Here is a 15,772-nt window from a genome sequence, read left to right as displayed (position 1 = left end):
AAGGAGAAGGGCGGATGCTAGGGGTACACGGCGATCGCGGGGGCGGCGGCATCCGATGCCCAGACCGCGAAGCCCGCGATCCCCGCAGGCGAGGCGACCGTCACCGCTGCGTGCACCTCGGCACCACCCGAATCCAGCACGTAGCCCGTGCCCGCAGCCAGCGCCGTGGAGAGGGTCTGCCCTGGCGCGAGCTGCAGTTCGACGGCGTCGCCGCCTGCCGAGGGCTGCACGCGCACCGCCACCGGCTCCGCCTGCGGGTTGACGACCGTGAGGGTGGGCTGGCCGCCGGGAGGCGTGGCCAGAAGGCTCGGCCCCGTGTACGCGGGAGCGGCGGTGAACCAGCCGAAGTCCGAGCCCTCGCCGAAGCCCGTCGTCTGCCACACGGCGGCGAGCACGGGCACGTCGGCCTCGACGGTCACCGTGTACCGCCCCGCAGCCAGCCCCCGCAGCTCGACCTCGGTGGGAACCCCGGCCGTCAGCGGCACGGTCTGCGGGTCGGCGGCAGGAGCGTCGTCGCCGTCGGCGACGACGGTGACGCGGGCCTCGGTGGCGGTGTCGGGCGCGAGGATGCGCACGACCGTCGCCGCGTCTTCGCCGTCGCCACCGCCCACCGGCACCGCGGGGATGACGGCCTCGGCGGTCGCCGCGGCGATCGCGCCGACCTGGTCGACACCGCCGGGCTCGAGGGTGCGGGTGATGCTCGCCTGCAGCGACGCCTGCACCGGGGCTCCGGTCGAGGTCACCCGCACGACGGGGCTCTCCTCGCCGAGCACGAGGCCGGCCAGCGGGATCGCCCGCTGCGTCCCTGCGGGCAGCACGAGTCCTGAGCCTGCGGGGGTGGCCGCTCCGTCGGCACCGTAGACGGTCAGCTCGACCGTCGCCGCGACTTCACCGGGGTTCGACAGCAGCACGAGATCGGCGGCCCCCGTCGACCCCGATCCGCCGACGAGCCACGACTCCATGAGCGCGGGCCGGCACGCCGAGGCGGCGAGGCCGCTGAGATCATCGGAGTCGACCGACGCCGATCCAGCGGCAGCGAGGTCGGGGGCGACGCCGTCGACCGCCGGCGCGCTCACGACCGCGGGGCCCGAGCCCTCGGCCGGACCCTCCAGCGTGTCGCGCACGGCGTCGATTCCGCCGGCGGTCGCGACGGCGACCTGCTGGCCGGCGGCGGCGGTCACCCTGTTGGCGTCGGCGAGGTCGCGTCCGATGGCCAGGAGATCCCCCGTGCAGGCCAGGATGCTGTCGGTCGCCGTCGGCGACACCTCCACAGCGGCGGGCTCCCTGGCGATGGTCGGCCACGGCACCGAGATGGCCGAGACGACGGCGACCACGAAGCCTGCAGATACCAGCGTTCCCACCAGCACCCGTGCTCCGGTGGTCGCCCACCCGAAGGGCGTGCGCGTGCTCATCGCTCCTCCTGCCACTGCGGTCCGACGATGCGCGGAGAGCGCCGTGCGGCACGGCGCGAGGCGCCCGTGGGCACCGAGAGCAGCAGCGCGGCGGCGACGGCGAGAAGCTGCCCCAGCGCCACGATGCCCGTCACCGAGGAGACCTCTTCGCTGACCGCCGCACGCTCGCCGAGGTCGCCCGCGACACGCCACAGCGAACCGCGTGCCGTCTCGCCGACCGGATCGAGCCGGGCGCGCTGATTCAACGAGGTGACGGCCTCGAGGCGCAGCGTCGCCGCCGCATCCGCCGTGCTCCCCGACAGCGGCGCCACGAGAACGAATCCGATGCCCTCGGCGGCGAGGCTGTCGATGACGTCGTCGGCCGCCGGCGTGACGAGGTCGGCCGCGAGCTCGGCCAGCTGCTCGTCGTGCGACGAGGGCGTGGTGCGGGTGGCGAGCACGGTCGTCTGCCCGCCGAGGGTCTCGCTGCCTCCCCACACGACGTCGACGGCGAGATCGCCACCCGCCAGCGGGGAGAGCACGATGGTGCCGATGTCGGGGTCGTCGCGCCCCTCGGCGGCGACATAGGCCGGCAGCGTGCTGACCGGTCCGCTGGTCAGCGCGCTCGTCCCCCTCGTCATCGCCGTGAGCGACGGAACCGCGAGCACCGCCAACAGCGACGCCGACACGATCGCCAGCGCGGCGCGGGTGCGCCCGGCGCGGCGCACGAGGCCCGTGTCGAGGGTGACCAGCGCCGCCCCGACGACTCCCGCCCATGCCAGGCTCAGTCCCGTTCCCGGCCACAGCGCCACCGCCGTCGCCTCGGTCGAGGCCACGGCGACGGAGGCCTGCGCGAAGGCGGTGCCGAGGCCCAGCGCGGCCACCACGAGCAGGGTCACCCCGGCCGCCCAGCGCACCGTGAGCGGTGCGACCAGAGCCAGCACGGCGATCGGCGCGGCCAGCAGCGGCACCCACCAGGTGGGCACGCCCTCGGGGAGGAACCCGACCCACCCGGCCAGATCGGCGCTGGGGATGCCGGCGGCCAGCAGCGCCCGACCGGATGCGGTGGCCTCGACCTGCGCGCCGCTCCAGGTGACCCCGGGGTCGGCCAGCAGCCCGATGAGCTCGCCGTGGCGCAGCTGGTACCACGCCAGCGGTGCGAACAGCACGATCGTGGGCACGAGCAGCCAGATGACCTTCGCCACCCCGTCGCCGCCGCGAACGACGGCGACGAGCGCCAGCATCCCCACCCACACCACCGCGAGGGCCGGGCCGAGCGACGGCGCGCACGCCAGCACGGCGGCGAGGAGCAGGGAGGCGGCGCCGGCAGGCACCCAGGAGCGGTGGGCGGCGGAGCCGGCGAAGAAGAGCCAGGGCAGCAGCAGATGCACGAGCACCGCCGCCGGCCGCGGGTCGACGAGGGCGGACAGGAACGTGGGCGCCAGCATCCACACGACGCCGCCGGCGACGCGCAGGAGCGACCGCTCGGTGACCCGCGTCGCGGCGAACCATCCGCCGAGGGCCGCCAGCGGCAGGGCGAGCACCCACAGGATCACGAGGACGTGCGAAGGGGCCGACGGCCAGAGGCTGCCGAGCACCGCGACGACGCCCGCGAACGGGTCGGCCGGGCCGATCGTCTCGAGCCCCAGCGCGCGCCGCCCGTAGGCCGCATCCGCCCACAGCTGCGCGACCGTCGCCCGCAGCGGCTGCAGGCCGCCCCCGCCGATCACTGGCCACACCAGCAGCGCCGTGAACGCGGCGGCCGACACCCCGAGCGCGGCCAGCACGAGCCACGCGCCGCCGCCCGAGAAGAAGCGCAGGTCGCCTCGGTGCACTCCCCCGACGACATCGGCGTCGGGGTCGTCGTCGAGTCTCTCCCGCAGCTGCGTCTGCGAGATCCGCAGCGGAGAGAGCTGAGCCCACGATGCCGTGCGCGCGCGCCGGATGCGGCCGCGTGCGCGGGCGACGGATGCGAGTCGCACGAGGGCGACGACCGCCGCCCGCCACTCGGGCCACACCAGCCCTGGTTCCTTGCCGATCAGGTGTCCGACGGTGCGCCACAGCGCCAGCGGAAGGATCGTCAGCCAGTGCAGGGCCACCGCCCAGACCGGCGCATAGGCGAGCCGCCGGTGCAGCTGTGCCGCGCGCGACGCATAGGCGATGCGGCGACGGGCAGCGCCGCCGATGGGTGCGGGCAGCCCCGCCACGCCGTCGCCGGCCACGGCGATGTGTGCGGCGGGCACGACCGTCACCCTGCCGCCCGCCAGGCGCGCGCGCACGCCGAGATCGAGTCCTTCGTCGGCGCCCGACAGCCCCGTGTCGAGTCCGCCCAGCGTGCGCCACGCCTCGGCGCGCACGAGCAGTCCCCGCACGTCGGCGGCCAAGACGTCTTCGCCGCCGTCGTGCTGCCCCTGATCGAGCTCGCCGTCGGCCAGCCCGCAGGCCCTGCCGAACCGCGTCATGCTGACTCCGAGCGACACGATCTCGTCCGGGCCGTTCCATCGCACGAGCTTGGGGGCCGCGAAGGCCGCCGACGGAGCGAGCTCCAGGGCGCCGGCGAGCTTGGCGAGGGCGCTCTGCTCCGGCGCGGTGTCCTGTGCGAGCAGCCAGACTCCGTCGGCGTCGCCGAGGCGCAGCGAGGCGATCTCGGTGGCGGCGGCGAAGCCGGTGCCGGCGGGGGCCGTGATCACCGACTCGGCGCCCGACGCGGCGGCGACCTCGTGCACCTCGGCGTCTCTGCCGCAGACGACGATGGTCAGCGCATCGACGCGACGCGTCTGCGCATCGAGGGCGGTGAGCGTGCGCCGCAGATGCATGGCGGCGAAGGTGCGGGCGTCCGGACGGACGACGAGGATCGCGTGAACTCGGGCGGGCATGGCCTGGTCAGCCTAAGCGCCGAGTCGGTCGGCTCCGGTGTTACGCGCCGTGGCGCGCCCAGTCAGCCGGCGCGGCGCTTGAGCTTGCGGCGCTCGCGTTCGCTGAGTCCGCCCCAGATGCCGAAACGCTCATCGTTCTGCAGCGCGTATTCGAGGCACTGGTCGCGCACGTCGCACGTCGTGCAGATGCGCTTGGCGTCGCGGGTCGATCCGCCCTTCTCGGGGAAGAACGCCTCGGGGTCGGTCTGCGCGCACAGCGCGTCGGTCTGCCAGGCGAGCGGGTTGTCGTCGTCCGCAACGGGACGCCGCACCCCCGGTACACCGAGATTGACCGGATCGACGAACCAGTTGTCGGGAACTCCCGCACGATACTGTGAGGCCGCCATCTCGTTCACCCGCCTTGCCTTGTGCCCCCACGCGATGCCGCGTGATGCACTAATTACAGCGGTGTCATTCCGTTTTCGTCAAGTCGCAGATCGTAAACCCTCACCTCGCACTCGAAGGTTTGCGACGCGCCGTCGGCGTGTCGCAATCCGCTCACAGTCCGCTGTGGGCCGGCTGCGCGACGAACACCTCGCCGCGACCGGTCACGGTGACGGCCTCTTCGTCGGCCGTGGCATAGAGGGCCTCCCCCGGCCGCAGCGCGACGGAACCGCCGCCGCGCGCGCCCGCCACGGCGACCTCGCCGGCGGTGCACAGCGCGATGGCCGGTGCCGCCGTGGGCACGCGCACCTCACCGCCCGCCGCCTCGACGCGGCGCAGCACGAAGTCGGCGACAGGGGTGCGGTAGCGCGAGATGCCGTCGCCCTCATCGACGGGGAGCACCACGGGGGCGGGTCCCGGGGTGGTGTCGAGCACGTCGAGCAGCTCGGCGACGTCGATGTGCTTGGGGGTCAGTCCGCCGCGCAGCACATTGTCGCTGGCCGCCATGATCTCCACGCCCAGTCCCTCGAGATAGGCGTGCAGCACCCCCGCGGGCACGAACACGCCCTCGCCTGGCGCGAGCAGCACGACGTTCATGAGCAGCGCCACGACGACCCCGGGGTCGGCCGGATAGGCGTCGGCAACCGCGCAGAACACGTCGAGTTCGACGTCGAACTCGTCGCTGGTGGCGGCGGGCAGCGCCGAGATGATCGCGTCGACCTCGCTGTGCGCATCGCCCGAGAGCAGCCACGCGATCGTCTCGCGCAGGGCGGTCGCCGCATCCGCCCCGCTCAGGCGCTCGGCGACGGGGGCGCCCGCGTCGCCGAGGGCCGCCAGCAGGCGCCTGGTCGCCTCGAGCTCGCGCAGCCCGGCGAGCGCCGTGAACGAATCCCCGATCGCGACGATGAGCTCAGGCTTGTGGTTGTCGTCGCGGTAGGTGCGCTCGGGGGCGTCGCGGTCGATGCCGGCCGCCTCTTCGCGGGCGAACCCGACCTCTGCCTGCGCCTTGGAGGGGTGGGCCTGGATCGACAGCGGGGATGCCGCGGCCAGCAGCTTCAGCAGGTACGGGAGCCGCTCGGGCTCCCCCTCTGCTGCCCGCCAGTCCGGCAGCGGCGTCCCGTCGGCGGTCAGTGCGGGAGATCCGGCGTGGTCGCCGAACCAGACCTCCGCCTCCGGCCGCCCGTCTGCCGTGCGCCCCTCGAGGTCGGCGATGAGCGAGGTCGATCCCCATGCGTAGTCACGGGGCGTGTTCGAGATGCCGGTGAGCATGCCCCTCAGCCTACGGGCGCGGCGCGATACCCTGAGTGCACCATGGCCGTGAGTTCGAAGCATCCCGCGTCGGCACCGCCGACCGCTCCGCTTCGCGAGAAGACCAGCCACCTGATGCTGCGGGCCTGGTGCACGTTCCTGCTGTTCATGACGGTGTCCGGCACCGCCTGGGTGCACGCGTTCGGCGAGGTGGTCGCGGCGGTCGTCACGATCTCGGGCGGAGTGCTGTCGGTGATCCTGTGGATCGTGCTGCGCCCCGCGGTGCAGTGGCGGCGCCTGCCCTGGTTCGTCGTCGGCTACCTCGCGTGGGCGACGCTGTCGCTCCTGTGGACCGCGTGGATCGGCGCGACCGCCGTGACCCTGCTGCTGCTGTGGATCACCACACTGCAGGCGATGTTCGTGGGGAGCGTGCTCACCTGGCGGGAGGTCACCCGCAGTCTCGCATCCGCCCTGAAATGGGTGATGGCGCTCTCTCTCGTGTTCGAGCTGTGGGTGGCCGTCGTCGTCGGCGAGCCCGTGCTGCCCGGCTTCGCCACCACCGACGAGCAGGTCGACCCGATCGTGTTCTGGTCGCGCGCGAACCTGCTCGACGGCGGGCGCATCCAGGGCATCATGGGCAACTCGAATCTGCTCGCCCCCGTCGCGCTGCTGGCGATCATCGTGTTCGCGATCCGCCTCGCCCTGCGCGCGCCCTACCGGGCGACGCTCATCGGGTGGATCGCGCTGTCGGCCTACCTCTTCTCCCGCGCGGGCTCCGCGACCGCCGTGATCTGCGCGATCGCGGTCGCGGTGGTGCTGGCCACCGTGCTGCTGATGCGCACGGCGAAGGGTCCTGGCGCCCGCACGAAGTACTACGTCGGCTATGCCGTCATCGGAGTGGGCGGCGCCGTCACGTTCTGGCTGCTGCGCGGCGCGATCTTCACGGCGCTCGGCCGCGAGGCCGACCTCACCGGACGCGAGGGCATCTGGAGTCTGGTGCTCGAGCGCGCCGCGCAGCATCCGATCGTCGGATGGGGCTTCTCGACGCCGTGGGTGACCAACGACCCCGCTTTCGATCAGTGGATCGTCGATCACGGCGAGTCGGTCATGCAGGCCCACAACATGTGGCTCGACGTCTATCTGCAGCTGGGCGCGATCGGCCTCGTGCTGATCATCCTGACCTACCTCGCCTTCATCTGGCGCTCGTGGTTCTTCGCCGTCGACCGCCCCCGCTGGGATCTGCGCGCCGACCGGCCCTACTCGCCCATCGCGCTGCTGCCGACTCTTCTGGGGGCGCTGCTGCTGGTGCAGGGCATCGCCGAGTCGTCGCCGCTGCTGCTGTGGGGCTGGGCGCTGCTGGTGCTGTTCGCGTTCAAGATCAAGCAGTCGCCGCACATCGGCGAGGGACCTGCCGAACAGAGCCTGGCCATCGAACGCGGCGAGCCGACCAAGCAGGCCGCGTGAGCGGCGCACCGCAGCAGCGCCGACGCGCCCTCGGCGAGCTGCTGCGTTCGGCGCCGTTCGCCTGGGCCTACACGATCACCACGATCGGCGCGCTGTTCGGCAGCCACCTGATCGCGCGGCTCATGGGCGACGCGCCCTACGCCACCATCATCGTCGGGCTGTGCGTCGTGGGAGCCGGTGTGCTCTACGCCCGCCGCGACGAGCTCTCGCCGCTGCGCTTCATGCCGCTCACGCTCGCCGCGTTCCTGCTCTGGCTGCTGCTGACGACCCTGTGGAGCCCGAGCGCCACCCTGACCCTGGCCGGCTGGCTGACGATGGCGGCGGTGACCTTTCTCGCGATCGTCGTCACGCACATCCGCGACACCCTTCAGACGGTGCGCGCCGTCGGCGACGTGCTGCGCGTCTATCTGATCGGCTCGCTCGCCATCGAGGTATTCAGCGGCATTCTCATCGACTCCCCGATCCCCTTCCTCTCGGTGGCGGGTAACCTCGCCGACGGGGGCCCGATCCAGGGACTGTTCGGCACCCGCACGCGCCTCGGGCTCGTCGTGGTCATCGCCGTCATCACGTTCCTGGTCGAGTGGCGCACCCGGTCGGTGCGGCAGGGGACGGCGATCTTCTCCGTCTCGCTCGGCGTGCTGCTGGCGATCTTCACGGCCTCGCCCATCGTGCTCGTGCTCGCGGTCATCGCGGCGACCGCGACGGGGCTGCTGTGGCTCGTGCGGCGGACCTCGCCCGAATCCAGGCCCGCGCTGCAGCTGGGGATCGGCGCCACGGTCGTGGTGCTGGTGACCCTCGGCTACGCGTTCCGCCGACCCCTCGTGTACTGGCTGAACGCCGAGCCCGACTTCCTCACCCGGTCACGGCTGTGGAACGCCGTGCTGGATTTCTCCGAGCTCTCCCCCGTGCAGGGCTGGGGCTGGTTCGGCGCGTGGTCGCCGCGGCATCCTCCGTTCTTCCTCGTGAACTTCCGCCTGGGCACCGACCACACCTCGGCGCTGAACGCCTACTTCGACGTGCTGCTGCAGGCGGGATGGATCGGCGTCGTGCTGTTCGTCGCCTTCGCCGGCCTCGCCCTGGCCCGCGCCTGGGTCACCGCCGCCGAACGGCGCTCCACCGTGTACACCTGGCCGGCGCTGATCCTCATCACGCTCCTGGCCAACGGGGTCATCGAGAGCACCATCCTCGGCGGATTCGCGTGGTTCCTCCTGGTCGTCTGCGCCGCACGGTCGTCGCACGTGGGCGGCTGGCGGGCGCGCGTCGACGAGCGGCGCGCGCCCGTGGCCGACCTGCCCCATCAGGACTGACGCAGCGGCTCCTGATAGAGCGCCGGCGTCAGCGTGATGTCGGAATCGGCCTCCGCCCACGAGAACCGGCCGGTGCTGCCGCGCCGCGCACGCGCCCACAGGATGACCGCCCGCACCGGGATCCCCAGGCGCAGCGCGATCCACCCCGACACGGTGCGGTCGTAGACGCCGAGCACGCTCTTGCGATCCCACGCCTCGCGGATCCAGCCGCCTCGCAGGCGTGTCGGCGGCGGCGACACGAGGGTGCCTTCGCGCCGAGCGGCGAGCAGCCCCTCGACCTCGGACCACCACGTCGAGCGCGCCGGCTCGTGGAAGTAGTTGTCCCTCACCCACTCGACGGTCGGATGCCGGAACCTGCGCGCGATGACTTCGTCGGCGCCGCCGAGCACGCCGCTGGCGGCGAAGACGATGTTCAGGTTCGCCTTGGAGATGCCGAAGGTGTCGACGGCGATCACCGGGATCCCGCGCGCGATCGCCTCGATCGCCGCCGTCGAGCTCACGGTCACCAGGCCCTCGGCGCCCGCGAGCGCCTCGGACATCGGCTCGTGCGAGAAGACGAGATTGCGCGGCAGCTCGCCCAGCTCGCGGAAGAGCTCGGGGTAGGGCGCGACGTCGTGGTGGGTCTCTCGCTCGCCTACCTCCGGGCGCGAACGGAGCTTGACGACGACCCGCCGGTCGGGGTGGGCGATCGCGGCCCGCCGCAGGATGTCGGCGAGGGCGAGTCGCTCCTCGCGCTCCCTCGGCACGAGCGCCTGCGCCGCGAAGACGAGATCGTCGCCGCCGTGGCGCATGACCGAGCTCTGGGCGAACGGCAGGGTCGCCAGCCCGAGACGCAGCGGCACCTCCATCCGCTCGGCCAGATCGCGGAACGCCCGCTTCTCGCGGCGCGAGTGCACGACGAACAGGTCCACCTCGCGGCGGTAGTGCACGGCGCCGCGCTGCGCGGGGATCGACATGCCCGGCATGCCGGAGACGATCACCGGCCGAGGATGCAGCGTGCGCACCGCGTGCACGACCATCCGCACGAACGGCCCTCGGCCGGCGACCACGACCACGTCGGGGGCGGTCGCCTCGAGCCAGCCCCGCAGGTCGGCGAAGTCGAGGCGTTCGAGCTGGGCTGCCGAGATGCCGCTGCCGGCCAGCGCCGCGCGCTCCTGGTCGGCGCTCACGGTCAGCGGCGTCCGCACGAGCACGAGGCGGGACTGCGCGCGCCCGACCGCGCCGAGCAGGGCCGCCGCCCACTTGACGTAGGAGTCGGCGTCGGCGATGCCGACCACGCGCGGCCCGCCCTCGTGCTGCTCGGTCATGCCGGTACGCGCCGGAGCTTCGCCATCGGCGCGAGCTCGCCGGGAAAGACGCGCTTGACGCCGTCGCCGAGTGCCGATTCGATGACGCGGATGTCGCGCACGAGGTGCTCGAGGCCGTTCGGCTCGAGCGAGGCCGCGTGGTCGGAGCCCCACATCGTGCGGTCCAGAGTGATGTGCCGCTCGACGGCGACCGCGCCCAGCGCCACGGCAGCCAGCGAGATCTGCAGCCCGCGCTCGTGACCGGAGTAGCCCACCGGGATGCCGGCGTAGCGGTCGCGCAGCGTGCCGATCGTCTTGAGGTTGGCCTCTTCGGGCTCCATCGGATAGGTCGACGTGGCGTGCATCAGCACGACCTTGTCGGGGTCGAGCACGTCCAGCGCCCGGTCGATCTGCTCGATCGTCGACATGCCCGTCGACAGGATGATCGGCTTGCCCGTGTCGCGCAGCGCCTGCAGCAGCTCGAGGTCGGTCAGGCTCGCCGAGGCGACCTTGTGGGTGCGCACCTCGAGGTCTTCGAGGAAGGCGACGCTGGGCACATCCCAGGGCGAGGCGAACCACTCGAGCCCGCGGAGGGTGGCGTGGTCGCCGATCTCGAGGTACTGGTCGCGGTCGAACTCGACGCGGTAGCGGTACTCGAGGTAGGTCATCGTGCCCCACGGGGTCTCGCGCGGCACGTCGCGCATGTGCTCGGGCGTCGAGATCTCGGGGGTGCGCTTCTGGAACTTCACGGCGTTGGCGCCGGCATCCGCAGCGACATCGATGAGCTGCTTGGCGAGCTCCACATCGCCGTTGTGGTTGAGGCCGATCTCGGCGATCACGTAGACGGGGTTCTTGCCGCCGATGACGTTCGATCCGATGGTGACGGTCATCTCGGGTTCCTTTCGTTCCTTCGTGCCAGGGTCCGGCTCGAAGGTTGACGAGAGGTGACGTCGAGGTGGCGACAGGTGCACAGCCAGGAGAAGCTTGCCCCTCGCGCTCTCAGGCGAGGATGCGGTCGATCAGCTCGCGCACGGCGCCCGCTCCGCCTCGGCGGTCGAGCACGATCCTGGCGGCGGCGCGCACGGCGGGATGCGCGTCGGCGACGGCGATCGGCCATCCCACGAGCCGCATCGCGCCCAGATCGTTGACGTCGTTTCCGAGATAGGCGGTGCGAGCGAGGTCGATGCCGCCCGCTGCCGCCCACTCGGTCAGCGCCGCCGCCTTGTCGACCACTCCGTGCAGAACCGGCACGCGCAGCTTCTCTGCGCGCGCGCGCACGACGGGGTTGACCTCGGTCGACAGGATGAGCATCGGGATGCCGGCGCGTCGCAGCATCCCCACCCCCATGCCGTCGGAGCGGCTCACCCGAACGCTCTCGCGTCCGTCGGCGTCGACGGTGGCCGTGTCGTCGGTGTGCACCCCGTCGAAGTCGGTCACGAGCGCCTCGGCCTCGATGCGCGCCGGCCGGTCCACAAGCGGCGCCAGTGCGCCGGCGATCGCGAACTGCGTGGCGTCGTCGATCTCGACGGCGCTGGTCTCCGACACCTCGACGATCCCGATCCTGCCGAAGAAGCGATGCCCCGCCGCACGGAACCCTGCGGCGTCGAGCACATAGAAGGCACCGGTCTCGAGGTAGTGCGGCTCACGCTCCTGGCGTCGGGGCCGCACTCCGGCGGAGTGGTTGATCGCCTCGGCCGCTGCGTCGGCATCACGCCGCCACAGGAAGCCGAATGTCTCGTAGGCCGAGAAGGCGCAGTCGTACGCACCCCCGTCGACCAGCCGCACGCCCTCGTCGATGCCGTCGGACGGGATGAACGGCGACGTCGCCTGAAGGAAGACCACCGTGCGCACGGCCGTGCCATCCGGGTCGATCTCGGTCAGGGCATGCAGCAGCGCGCTCTCCGAACCGGCTGCGTCGCCCGAGAGCTCCGCGGGGCGGTCGACCACCTCGGCGCCCGCAGCACGTGCCAGCGCCGCGATCTCGGCGTCGTCGGTCGAGACGAGAACCCGGTCGACGAGTACGGAGGCCTGCGCCGCCCGCACCGCCCGCACGACCAGCGGCACCCCGCCCACCGGCAGGGCGTTCTTGCGGGGCACCCCCTTGGATCCGCCGCGGGCGGGGATGATCGCGACGACGGCGCCGTTCGCCGGGGGGTGCTGCATGGCGTGCTCCTGTTTCCGAATCGGTCGTCACTCTAGCCCGCAGGGATGACGGCTCCCTGGCTGGGGCGGGGCCGTTCACCGGCCGTACTCCCGCGAGACATTCGACGGACAGACGGGCCTGCCTACCATCACTCCACGCACACCGACATCGCGCGTCACGGAGCCATGAAGACCACACTCACCCGTCCCCTCGAGACCGCGAAGCGGTCGCTCAAGCGCATCGGGCCGCTGCGCGCGCTGGTGCGCCGCCTGCGCACACTGCGTCGCCGCCTGTTCGCCCCCGACCGCCCCCGCGGCTCGGCGGACCCCTCGCCCGAGCGCGGCGCGCTCGATGATCTGGCCCTCACCCGATCGGAGTGGCGCGACCAGGGGGCGACGGAGCAGCTGGTCAGCCGGGCGCGTGCGATGAGCCGCAACTCCGTGGCGTGGGACACGCTGCACCCCCGCATCTGGCTGGTCTTCTGCGCCGTGCTGCTGGAGGCCGGCGACCGAGTGGAGGCGGAGCGGATGCTGCGCACCTGGCTCGCCAAGAAGCCCGGCTCGCTGCCGGCGCTGTCGCTGTGCCTGCCGGTCGCCCGCTTCGCGCGTGATCTGGGCCTCGGCGGCCGCGGCGCCGAGCGCACGGCGCGGGTGGCGGACGCGCTGGAGGCGAGCCGCGACCACGACGTGTTCGGCGCCCTGATCGCGAAGGGGACCATCGCGGTGGTCGGCAACGGCTCCGGACCGCTCGGCCAGGCGCGCGGCGCCGAGATCGACGCCCACGACGTCGTCATCCGATTCAACAACTTCCCCCGCGGGTACGAGACCGACTACGGAGCGCGCACCGACATCTGGGTGCGCGGCGCGCACCGCGACGTGGCCGACCGATACGTCATCGAGCACTTCGATCTCGTGGTGTGGGAGATGGACGTCTTCCGCAACCTGCTGGAGGTGCCCGCCCACGCCGACATCCTCCATCGCGACGTGCTGTTCTCCCCCGGCAAGGTGACCCACATCGACACCGCTGCGAAGCACTCGCTCTGGGAGAGCTCGGGGCTGATCCTCCCCACGAGCGGTGCGCAGATCCTGTGGATGATCCACCAGCGCCGCGGCTCCCTGGACGGGGTCGATGTGTACGGCTTCTCGACGGTGGACGGCAGCGCCGACCACGGCCACTACTTCGATGAGCTGGGCGACATGGGCAGGCGCCACAACGTCGACGGCGAGGGCGCGTTCCTGCGGTCGCTGCGGGACGGCGATGCGCCCGGCGCCCCTGAACCCGGCCCACAGCTCACGGTGTTCGGCGCCGCCTACCGCGAGTACGACCCCGCCGCGGGCAAGACCGGGGGCCCCGGCGGCGTCCTGGCCACGCAGCGGGTGGCTCTGGGCGACTCCTACCGCGGTGCGCGGCTGGAGTATCTCTTCCAGGGCGAGGGCAAGGCCGAGCTGCGCGAACGACTCCGGGTGGAGCTGGCCGGCCTCAGCGCGAAGGTCGCCGACATCGTGATCGCGGGCGAGGCGGTGCGCACCGACCCCGCCGTGCTGGCTGCCCGCGCGGAGGGCCGCCGCCTGCTGTTCGTCTGTCACGAGCTGGGAAGCGCCTACGGGGCGCTGCTGCTGGGGGCTCCCTACGTCGTCGTCTACCACCAGCAGGGCAGCACGCTGCAGGAGATGCGCTCGATCGGGCGCACCCCCACCCCGCACGAGAACAACGCCGCCACGAGCCTCGAGCAGCTCGTGCTCGACAACGCCGTCACGGTCTACTTCCCGAGCCTGGGAGCGCGCGACACCTATCGCGCGACGGCACGCATCGGAGAGGACTCGTCGATCTCGTTCGCCGACCGGGCGCTGTACAACACGGTCTCCGCCGTCGACCACGACGCACCGGCAGCCGGCGAGGATGTCGCGGAGGCGGTGCTGCGGCGCCTGCGCCTGCCCGTCAAAGACGATCAGACCGACGTCTTCATCAGCGTCGGCGACTTCAACCACGACAAGGGGATGGATCGCGTTCCCGCCCTGCTGCAGCGGCACGCGGCCATGTCGGGCAGGCGCGTCGTGTGGATCGCGGTCGGCGCCGCCTCCGACCAGGCCCGCTTCTGCGCCATGGAAGCCGCCCAGAAGGACTGGTCGTTCACGGCGCGGCTGGTCGGCGAGCGCATGACCCATGACCGGCTGCTGGCGCTGCTCGACTACGCCGACTACTACGTCATGATGCACCGCAGGTCGATCTTCGATCTGGCGACCCTCGAGGCGATGCGCGCAGGCAAGGCGCTCATCCTCTCGCCCGTCGGCGGAAACCCCGAGGTGGACCTCGACGGCAACGTGCTGTTCGTCGACGAAGACACCATCGACGACGCGTGCCGCGTCCTCGGCTCTCGCGATCGCATCGAGTGGGGCGAGCGCAATCGACGTGTGTTCGAGCAGAGCTTCTCGCTGGCCAGGTTCGCCGAACGCTACACACGCATGCTCGACGAGCTCGTCGACGCGGCGACACACGACGACGCGGCGGATGCCGCAGACGGGAGCGCCGCGTGAAGCGCGCACTGTGGATCACGCTCGGCATCCGAGGAAACGCCGGCGACGCCCTGCTCTACCAGGTCACCAAGGAGCTGTTCGACGGCCTCATCGACCTCGACTTCCGGCAGGTGAGCGAACCGGAGTACCTGCGCAAGGGCGACCGGCCGACCGACAACGTCATCATCGGCCCCGGCGGCATGTTCGTGCAGACGAACTCGTCGAAGCACCTGCACGCGAAGCTCGCCAAGCAGTGGGACCGGTTCGAGTCGAAGAAGTTCTACCTGTGGTCCACCGGCATCCTGCAGAATCCGACCCCGGAAGAGACCGCCGCGGTGCGCAGGGTCACCGCCCGCGCTCCCGAGATCGTCGTGCGCGCGAACAAGGAGGCGGAGCTCGTGCGCAAGGTCGGCCCGGTCACGAGTCCGCGGTGGGCGCCGTGCACATCGCTGTTCACCGACCGGCTGCTGGACGCCCCCGACTCCACGCGCGATGTGGTCGTCGTCAATTTCGACTCGTTCCTGTTCACCGAAGACAACATCGCCGACCATCCGCTGCGCCGGTTCGCCGACTTCGCCGCGGCTCAGGGGCTCGAGGTGCGGTCGATGATCAACGCCGCCGGCGACTCCAACCGGCTCATGCTCGATCTGTTCCCCGTGATCGAGATCGACCGCCGTCCGTTCGAGAAGCTCCTGCGGGCGGAGCCCACGGGGAGGGAGTTCCACGAGGGGTTCAACAAGGCACTCGCCAAGCACCCGTCCTTCGCTGCGCGCTACACGGACTGCCGCTTCGCCTTCGGCAAGCGCCTGCACGGGTGGCTGCCCTTCCTCGCCTACGACAAGCCCGCCGCCTTCATCGGCATGTCGGCCCGCCGCGGGATGCCGCGCGACTACTTCGGCGACGACGAGTTCCTCTGCGATGTGCCCCGCACCCCGTCGATGTCGCGGGAACAGCTCGACCGCATGGCGGACGGCATGATCGCGAAGCTGACCTCGTTCATCGAACGGGAGGACGCTCTGGCGGCGCGCATCGCCGAGCGCCGCGCGGAGCTCTGGGAGCAGCTGCAGCGCCAGGCCGTCGAGTTCGCCGATGCGCTGACCTGACGGGCGGCGCAACGACCT

At 72.0% G+C, this 15,772-nt stretch carries 11 protein-coding genes; 4 read left to right on the top strand and 7 right to left on the bottom strand.

What is annotated here, in order from left to right:
- Positions 1 to 17: 17 nt before the first annotated feature.
- The 4 genes from OAW74_RS02395 to manA form a co-directional block, all read right to left on the bottom strand.
- Positions 18 to 1,412 (bottom strand): DUF5719 family protein, encoded by a 1,395-nt coding sequence (locus OAW74_RS02395; protein ID WP_262872735.1) that lies wholly within the window; start codon positions 1,410 to 1,412, stop codon positions 18 to 20.
- Entirely contained in the window at positions 1,409 to 4,267 is a 2,859-nt protein-coding gene (locus OAW74_RS02390; RefSeq protein ID WP_262872734.1) for a glycosyltransferase, read from the bottom strand. The genes OAW74_RS02395 and OAW74_RS02390 overlap by 4 nt, the downstream gene beginning before the upstream one ends.
- Before the next feature lie 62 nt (positions 4,268 to 4,329).
- Positions 4,330 to 4,653, bottom strand: a complete 324-nt coding sequence (locus tag OAW74_RS02385) for a WhiB family transcriptional regulator (protein ID WP_262873903.1) — start codon at positions 4,651 to 4,653, stop codon at positions 4,330 to 4,332.
- Positions 4,654 to 4,804: 151 nt separating this feature from the next.
- On the bottom strand, positions 4,805 to 5,959 hold the full coding sequence (gene manA, locus OAW74_RS02380; RefSeq protein WP_262872733.1) for a mannose-6-phosphate isomerase, class I: 1,155 nt from the start codon (positions 5,957 to 5,959) through the stop codon (positions 4,805 to 4,807).
- Positions 5,960 to 6,001: 42 nt separating this feature from the next.
- On the opposite strand from manA, the gene OAW74_RS02375 reads away from it, so the two are divergent.
- Together OAW74_RS02375 and OAW74_RS02370 are read left to right on the top strand one after the other, a co-directional pair.
- A complete protein-coding gene (locus tag OAW74_RS02375) occupies positions 6,002 to 7,402 on the top strand; it encodes an O-antigen ligase family protein (protein WP_262872732.1) in 1,401 nt (466 codons plus the stop codon).
- Positions 7,399 to 8,709 (top strand): O-antigen ligase family protein, encoded by a 1,311-nt coding sequence (locus OAW74_RS02370; RefSeq protein ID WP_262872731.1) that lies wholly within the window; start codon positions 7,399 to 7,401, stop codon positions 8,707 to 8,709. The genes OAW74_RS02375 and OAW74_RS02370 overlap by 4 nt, the downstream gene beginning before the upstream one ends.
- Here the strand turns inward: OAW74_RS02370 and OAW74_RS02365 are convergent.
- The 3 genes from OAW74_RS02365 to OAW74_RS02355 form a co-directional block, all read right to left on the bottom strand.
- Positions 8,700 to 10,016 (bottom strand): DUF6716 putative glycosyltransferase, encoded by a 1,317-nt coding sequence (locus tag OAW74_RS02365; protein WP_262872730.1) that lies wholly within the window; start codon positions 10,014 to 10,016, stop codon positions 8,700 to 8,702. The two genes, OAW74_RS02370 and OAW74_RS02365, sit on opposite strands and share 10 nt — an antisense overlap.
- Positions 10,013 to 10,885 (bottom strand): N-acetylneuraminate synthase family protein, encoded by an 873-nt coding sequence (locus OAW74_RS02360; RefSeq protein WP_262872729.1) that lies wholly within the window; start codon positions 10,883 to 10,885, stop codon positions 10,013 to 10,015. Before OAW74_RS02360 ends, OAW74_RS02365 begins: the two co-directional genes overlap by 4 nt.
- Positions 10,886 to 10,994: 109 nt before the next feature.
- Complete coding sequence (locus OAW74_RS02355) at positions 10,995 to 12,158, bottom strand: acylneuraminate cytidylyltransferase (RefSeq protein WP_262872728.1); 1,164 nt, start codon at positions 12,156 to 12,158, stop codon at positions 10,995 to 10,997.
- Between the two features lie 165 nt (positions 12,159 to 12,323).
- On the opposite strand from OAW74_RS02355, the gene OAW74_RS02350 reads away from it, so the two are divergent.
- Together OAW74_RS02350 and OAW74_RS02345 are read left to right on the top strand one after the other, a co-directional pair.
- Complete coding sequence (locus tag OAW74_RS02350) at positions 12,324 to 14,672, top strand: glycosyltransferase family 29 protein (protein WP_262872727.1); 2,349 nt, start codon at positions 12,324 to 12,326, stop codon at positions 14,670 to 14,672.
- Positions 14,669 to 15,754 carry a polysaccharide pyruvyl transferase family protein gene (locus tag OAW74_RS02345; RefSeq protein ID WP_262872726.1) on the top strand — a complete coding sequence of 362 codons (1,086 nt, stop codon included), beginning with the start codon at positions 14,669 to 14,671 and terminating at the stop codon, positions 15,752 to 15,754. Before OAW74_RS02350 ends, OAW74_RS02345 begins: the two co-directional genes overlap by 4 nt.
- The last annotated feature ends 18 nt before the right edge of the window (positions 15,755 to 15,772 follow it).

Origin of the sequence: Microbacterium fluvii (assembly GCF_025515205.1) — a bacterium.
GTDB classification, from domain to species: domain Bacteria; phylum Actinomycetota; class Actinomycetes; order Actinomycetales; family Microbacteriaceae; genus Microbacterium; species Microbacterium fluvii.
Note: the sequence above shows the minus strand (reverse complement) of the source record. Positions and strands in the feature narration are given on the sequence as shown.

Bases quoted from the DNA above. Each gene is read 5' to 3' on its own strand.
- OAW74_RS02350 (WP_262872727.1), top strand. From the start codon at position 12,324: ATGAAGACCACACTCACCCGTCCCCTCGAGACCGCGAAGCGGTCGCTC.
- OAW74_RS02390 (WP_262872734.1), bottom strand. From the start codon at position 4,267: ATGCCCGCCCGAGTTCACGCGATCCTCGTCGTCCGTCCGGACGCCCGC.
- OAW74_RS02360 (WP_262872729.1), bottom strand. From the start codon at position 10,885: ATGACCGTCACCATCGGATCGAACGTCATCGGCGGCAAGAACCCCGTC.
- OAW74_RS02375 (WP_262872732.1), top strand. From the start codon at position 6,002: ATGGCCGTGAGTTCGAAGCATCCCGCGTCGGCACCGCCGACCGCTCCG.
- OAW74_RS02395 (WP_262872735.1), bottom strand. From the start codon at position 1,412: ATGAGCACGCGCACGCCCTTCGGGTGGGCGACCACCGGAGCACGGGTG.
- manA (WP_262872733.1), bottom strand. From the start codon at position 5,959: ATGCTCACCGGCATCTCGAACACGCCCCGTGACTACGCATGGGGATCG.
- OAW74_RS02385 (WP_262873903.1), bottom strand. From the start codon at position 4,653: ATGGCGGCCTCACAGTATCGTGCGGGAGTTCCCGACAACTGGTTCGTC.
- OAW74_RS02365 (WP_262872730.1), bottom strand. From the start codon at position 10,016: ATGACCGAGCAGCACGAGGGCGGGCCGCGCGTGGTCGGCATCGCCGAC.
- OAW74_RS02355 (WP_262872728.1), bottom strand. From the start codon at position 12,158: ATGCAGCACCCCCCGGCGAACGGCGCCGTCGTCGCGATCATCCCCGCC.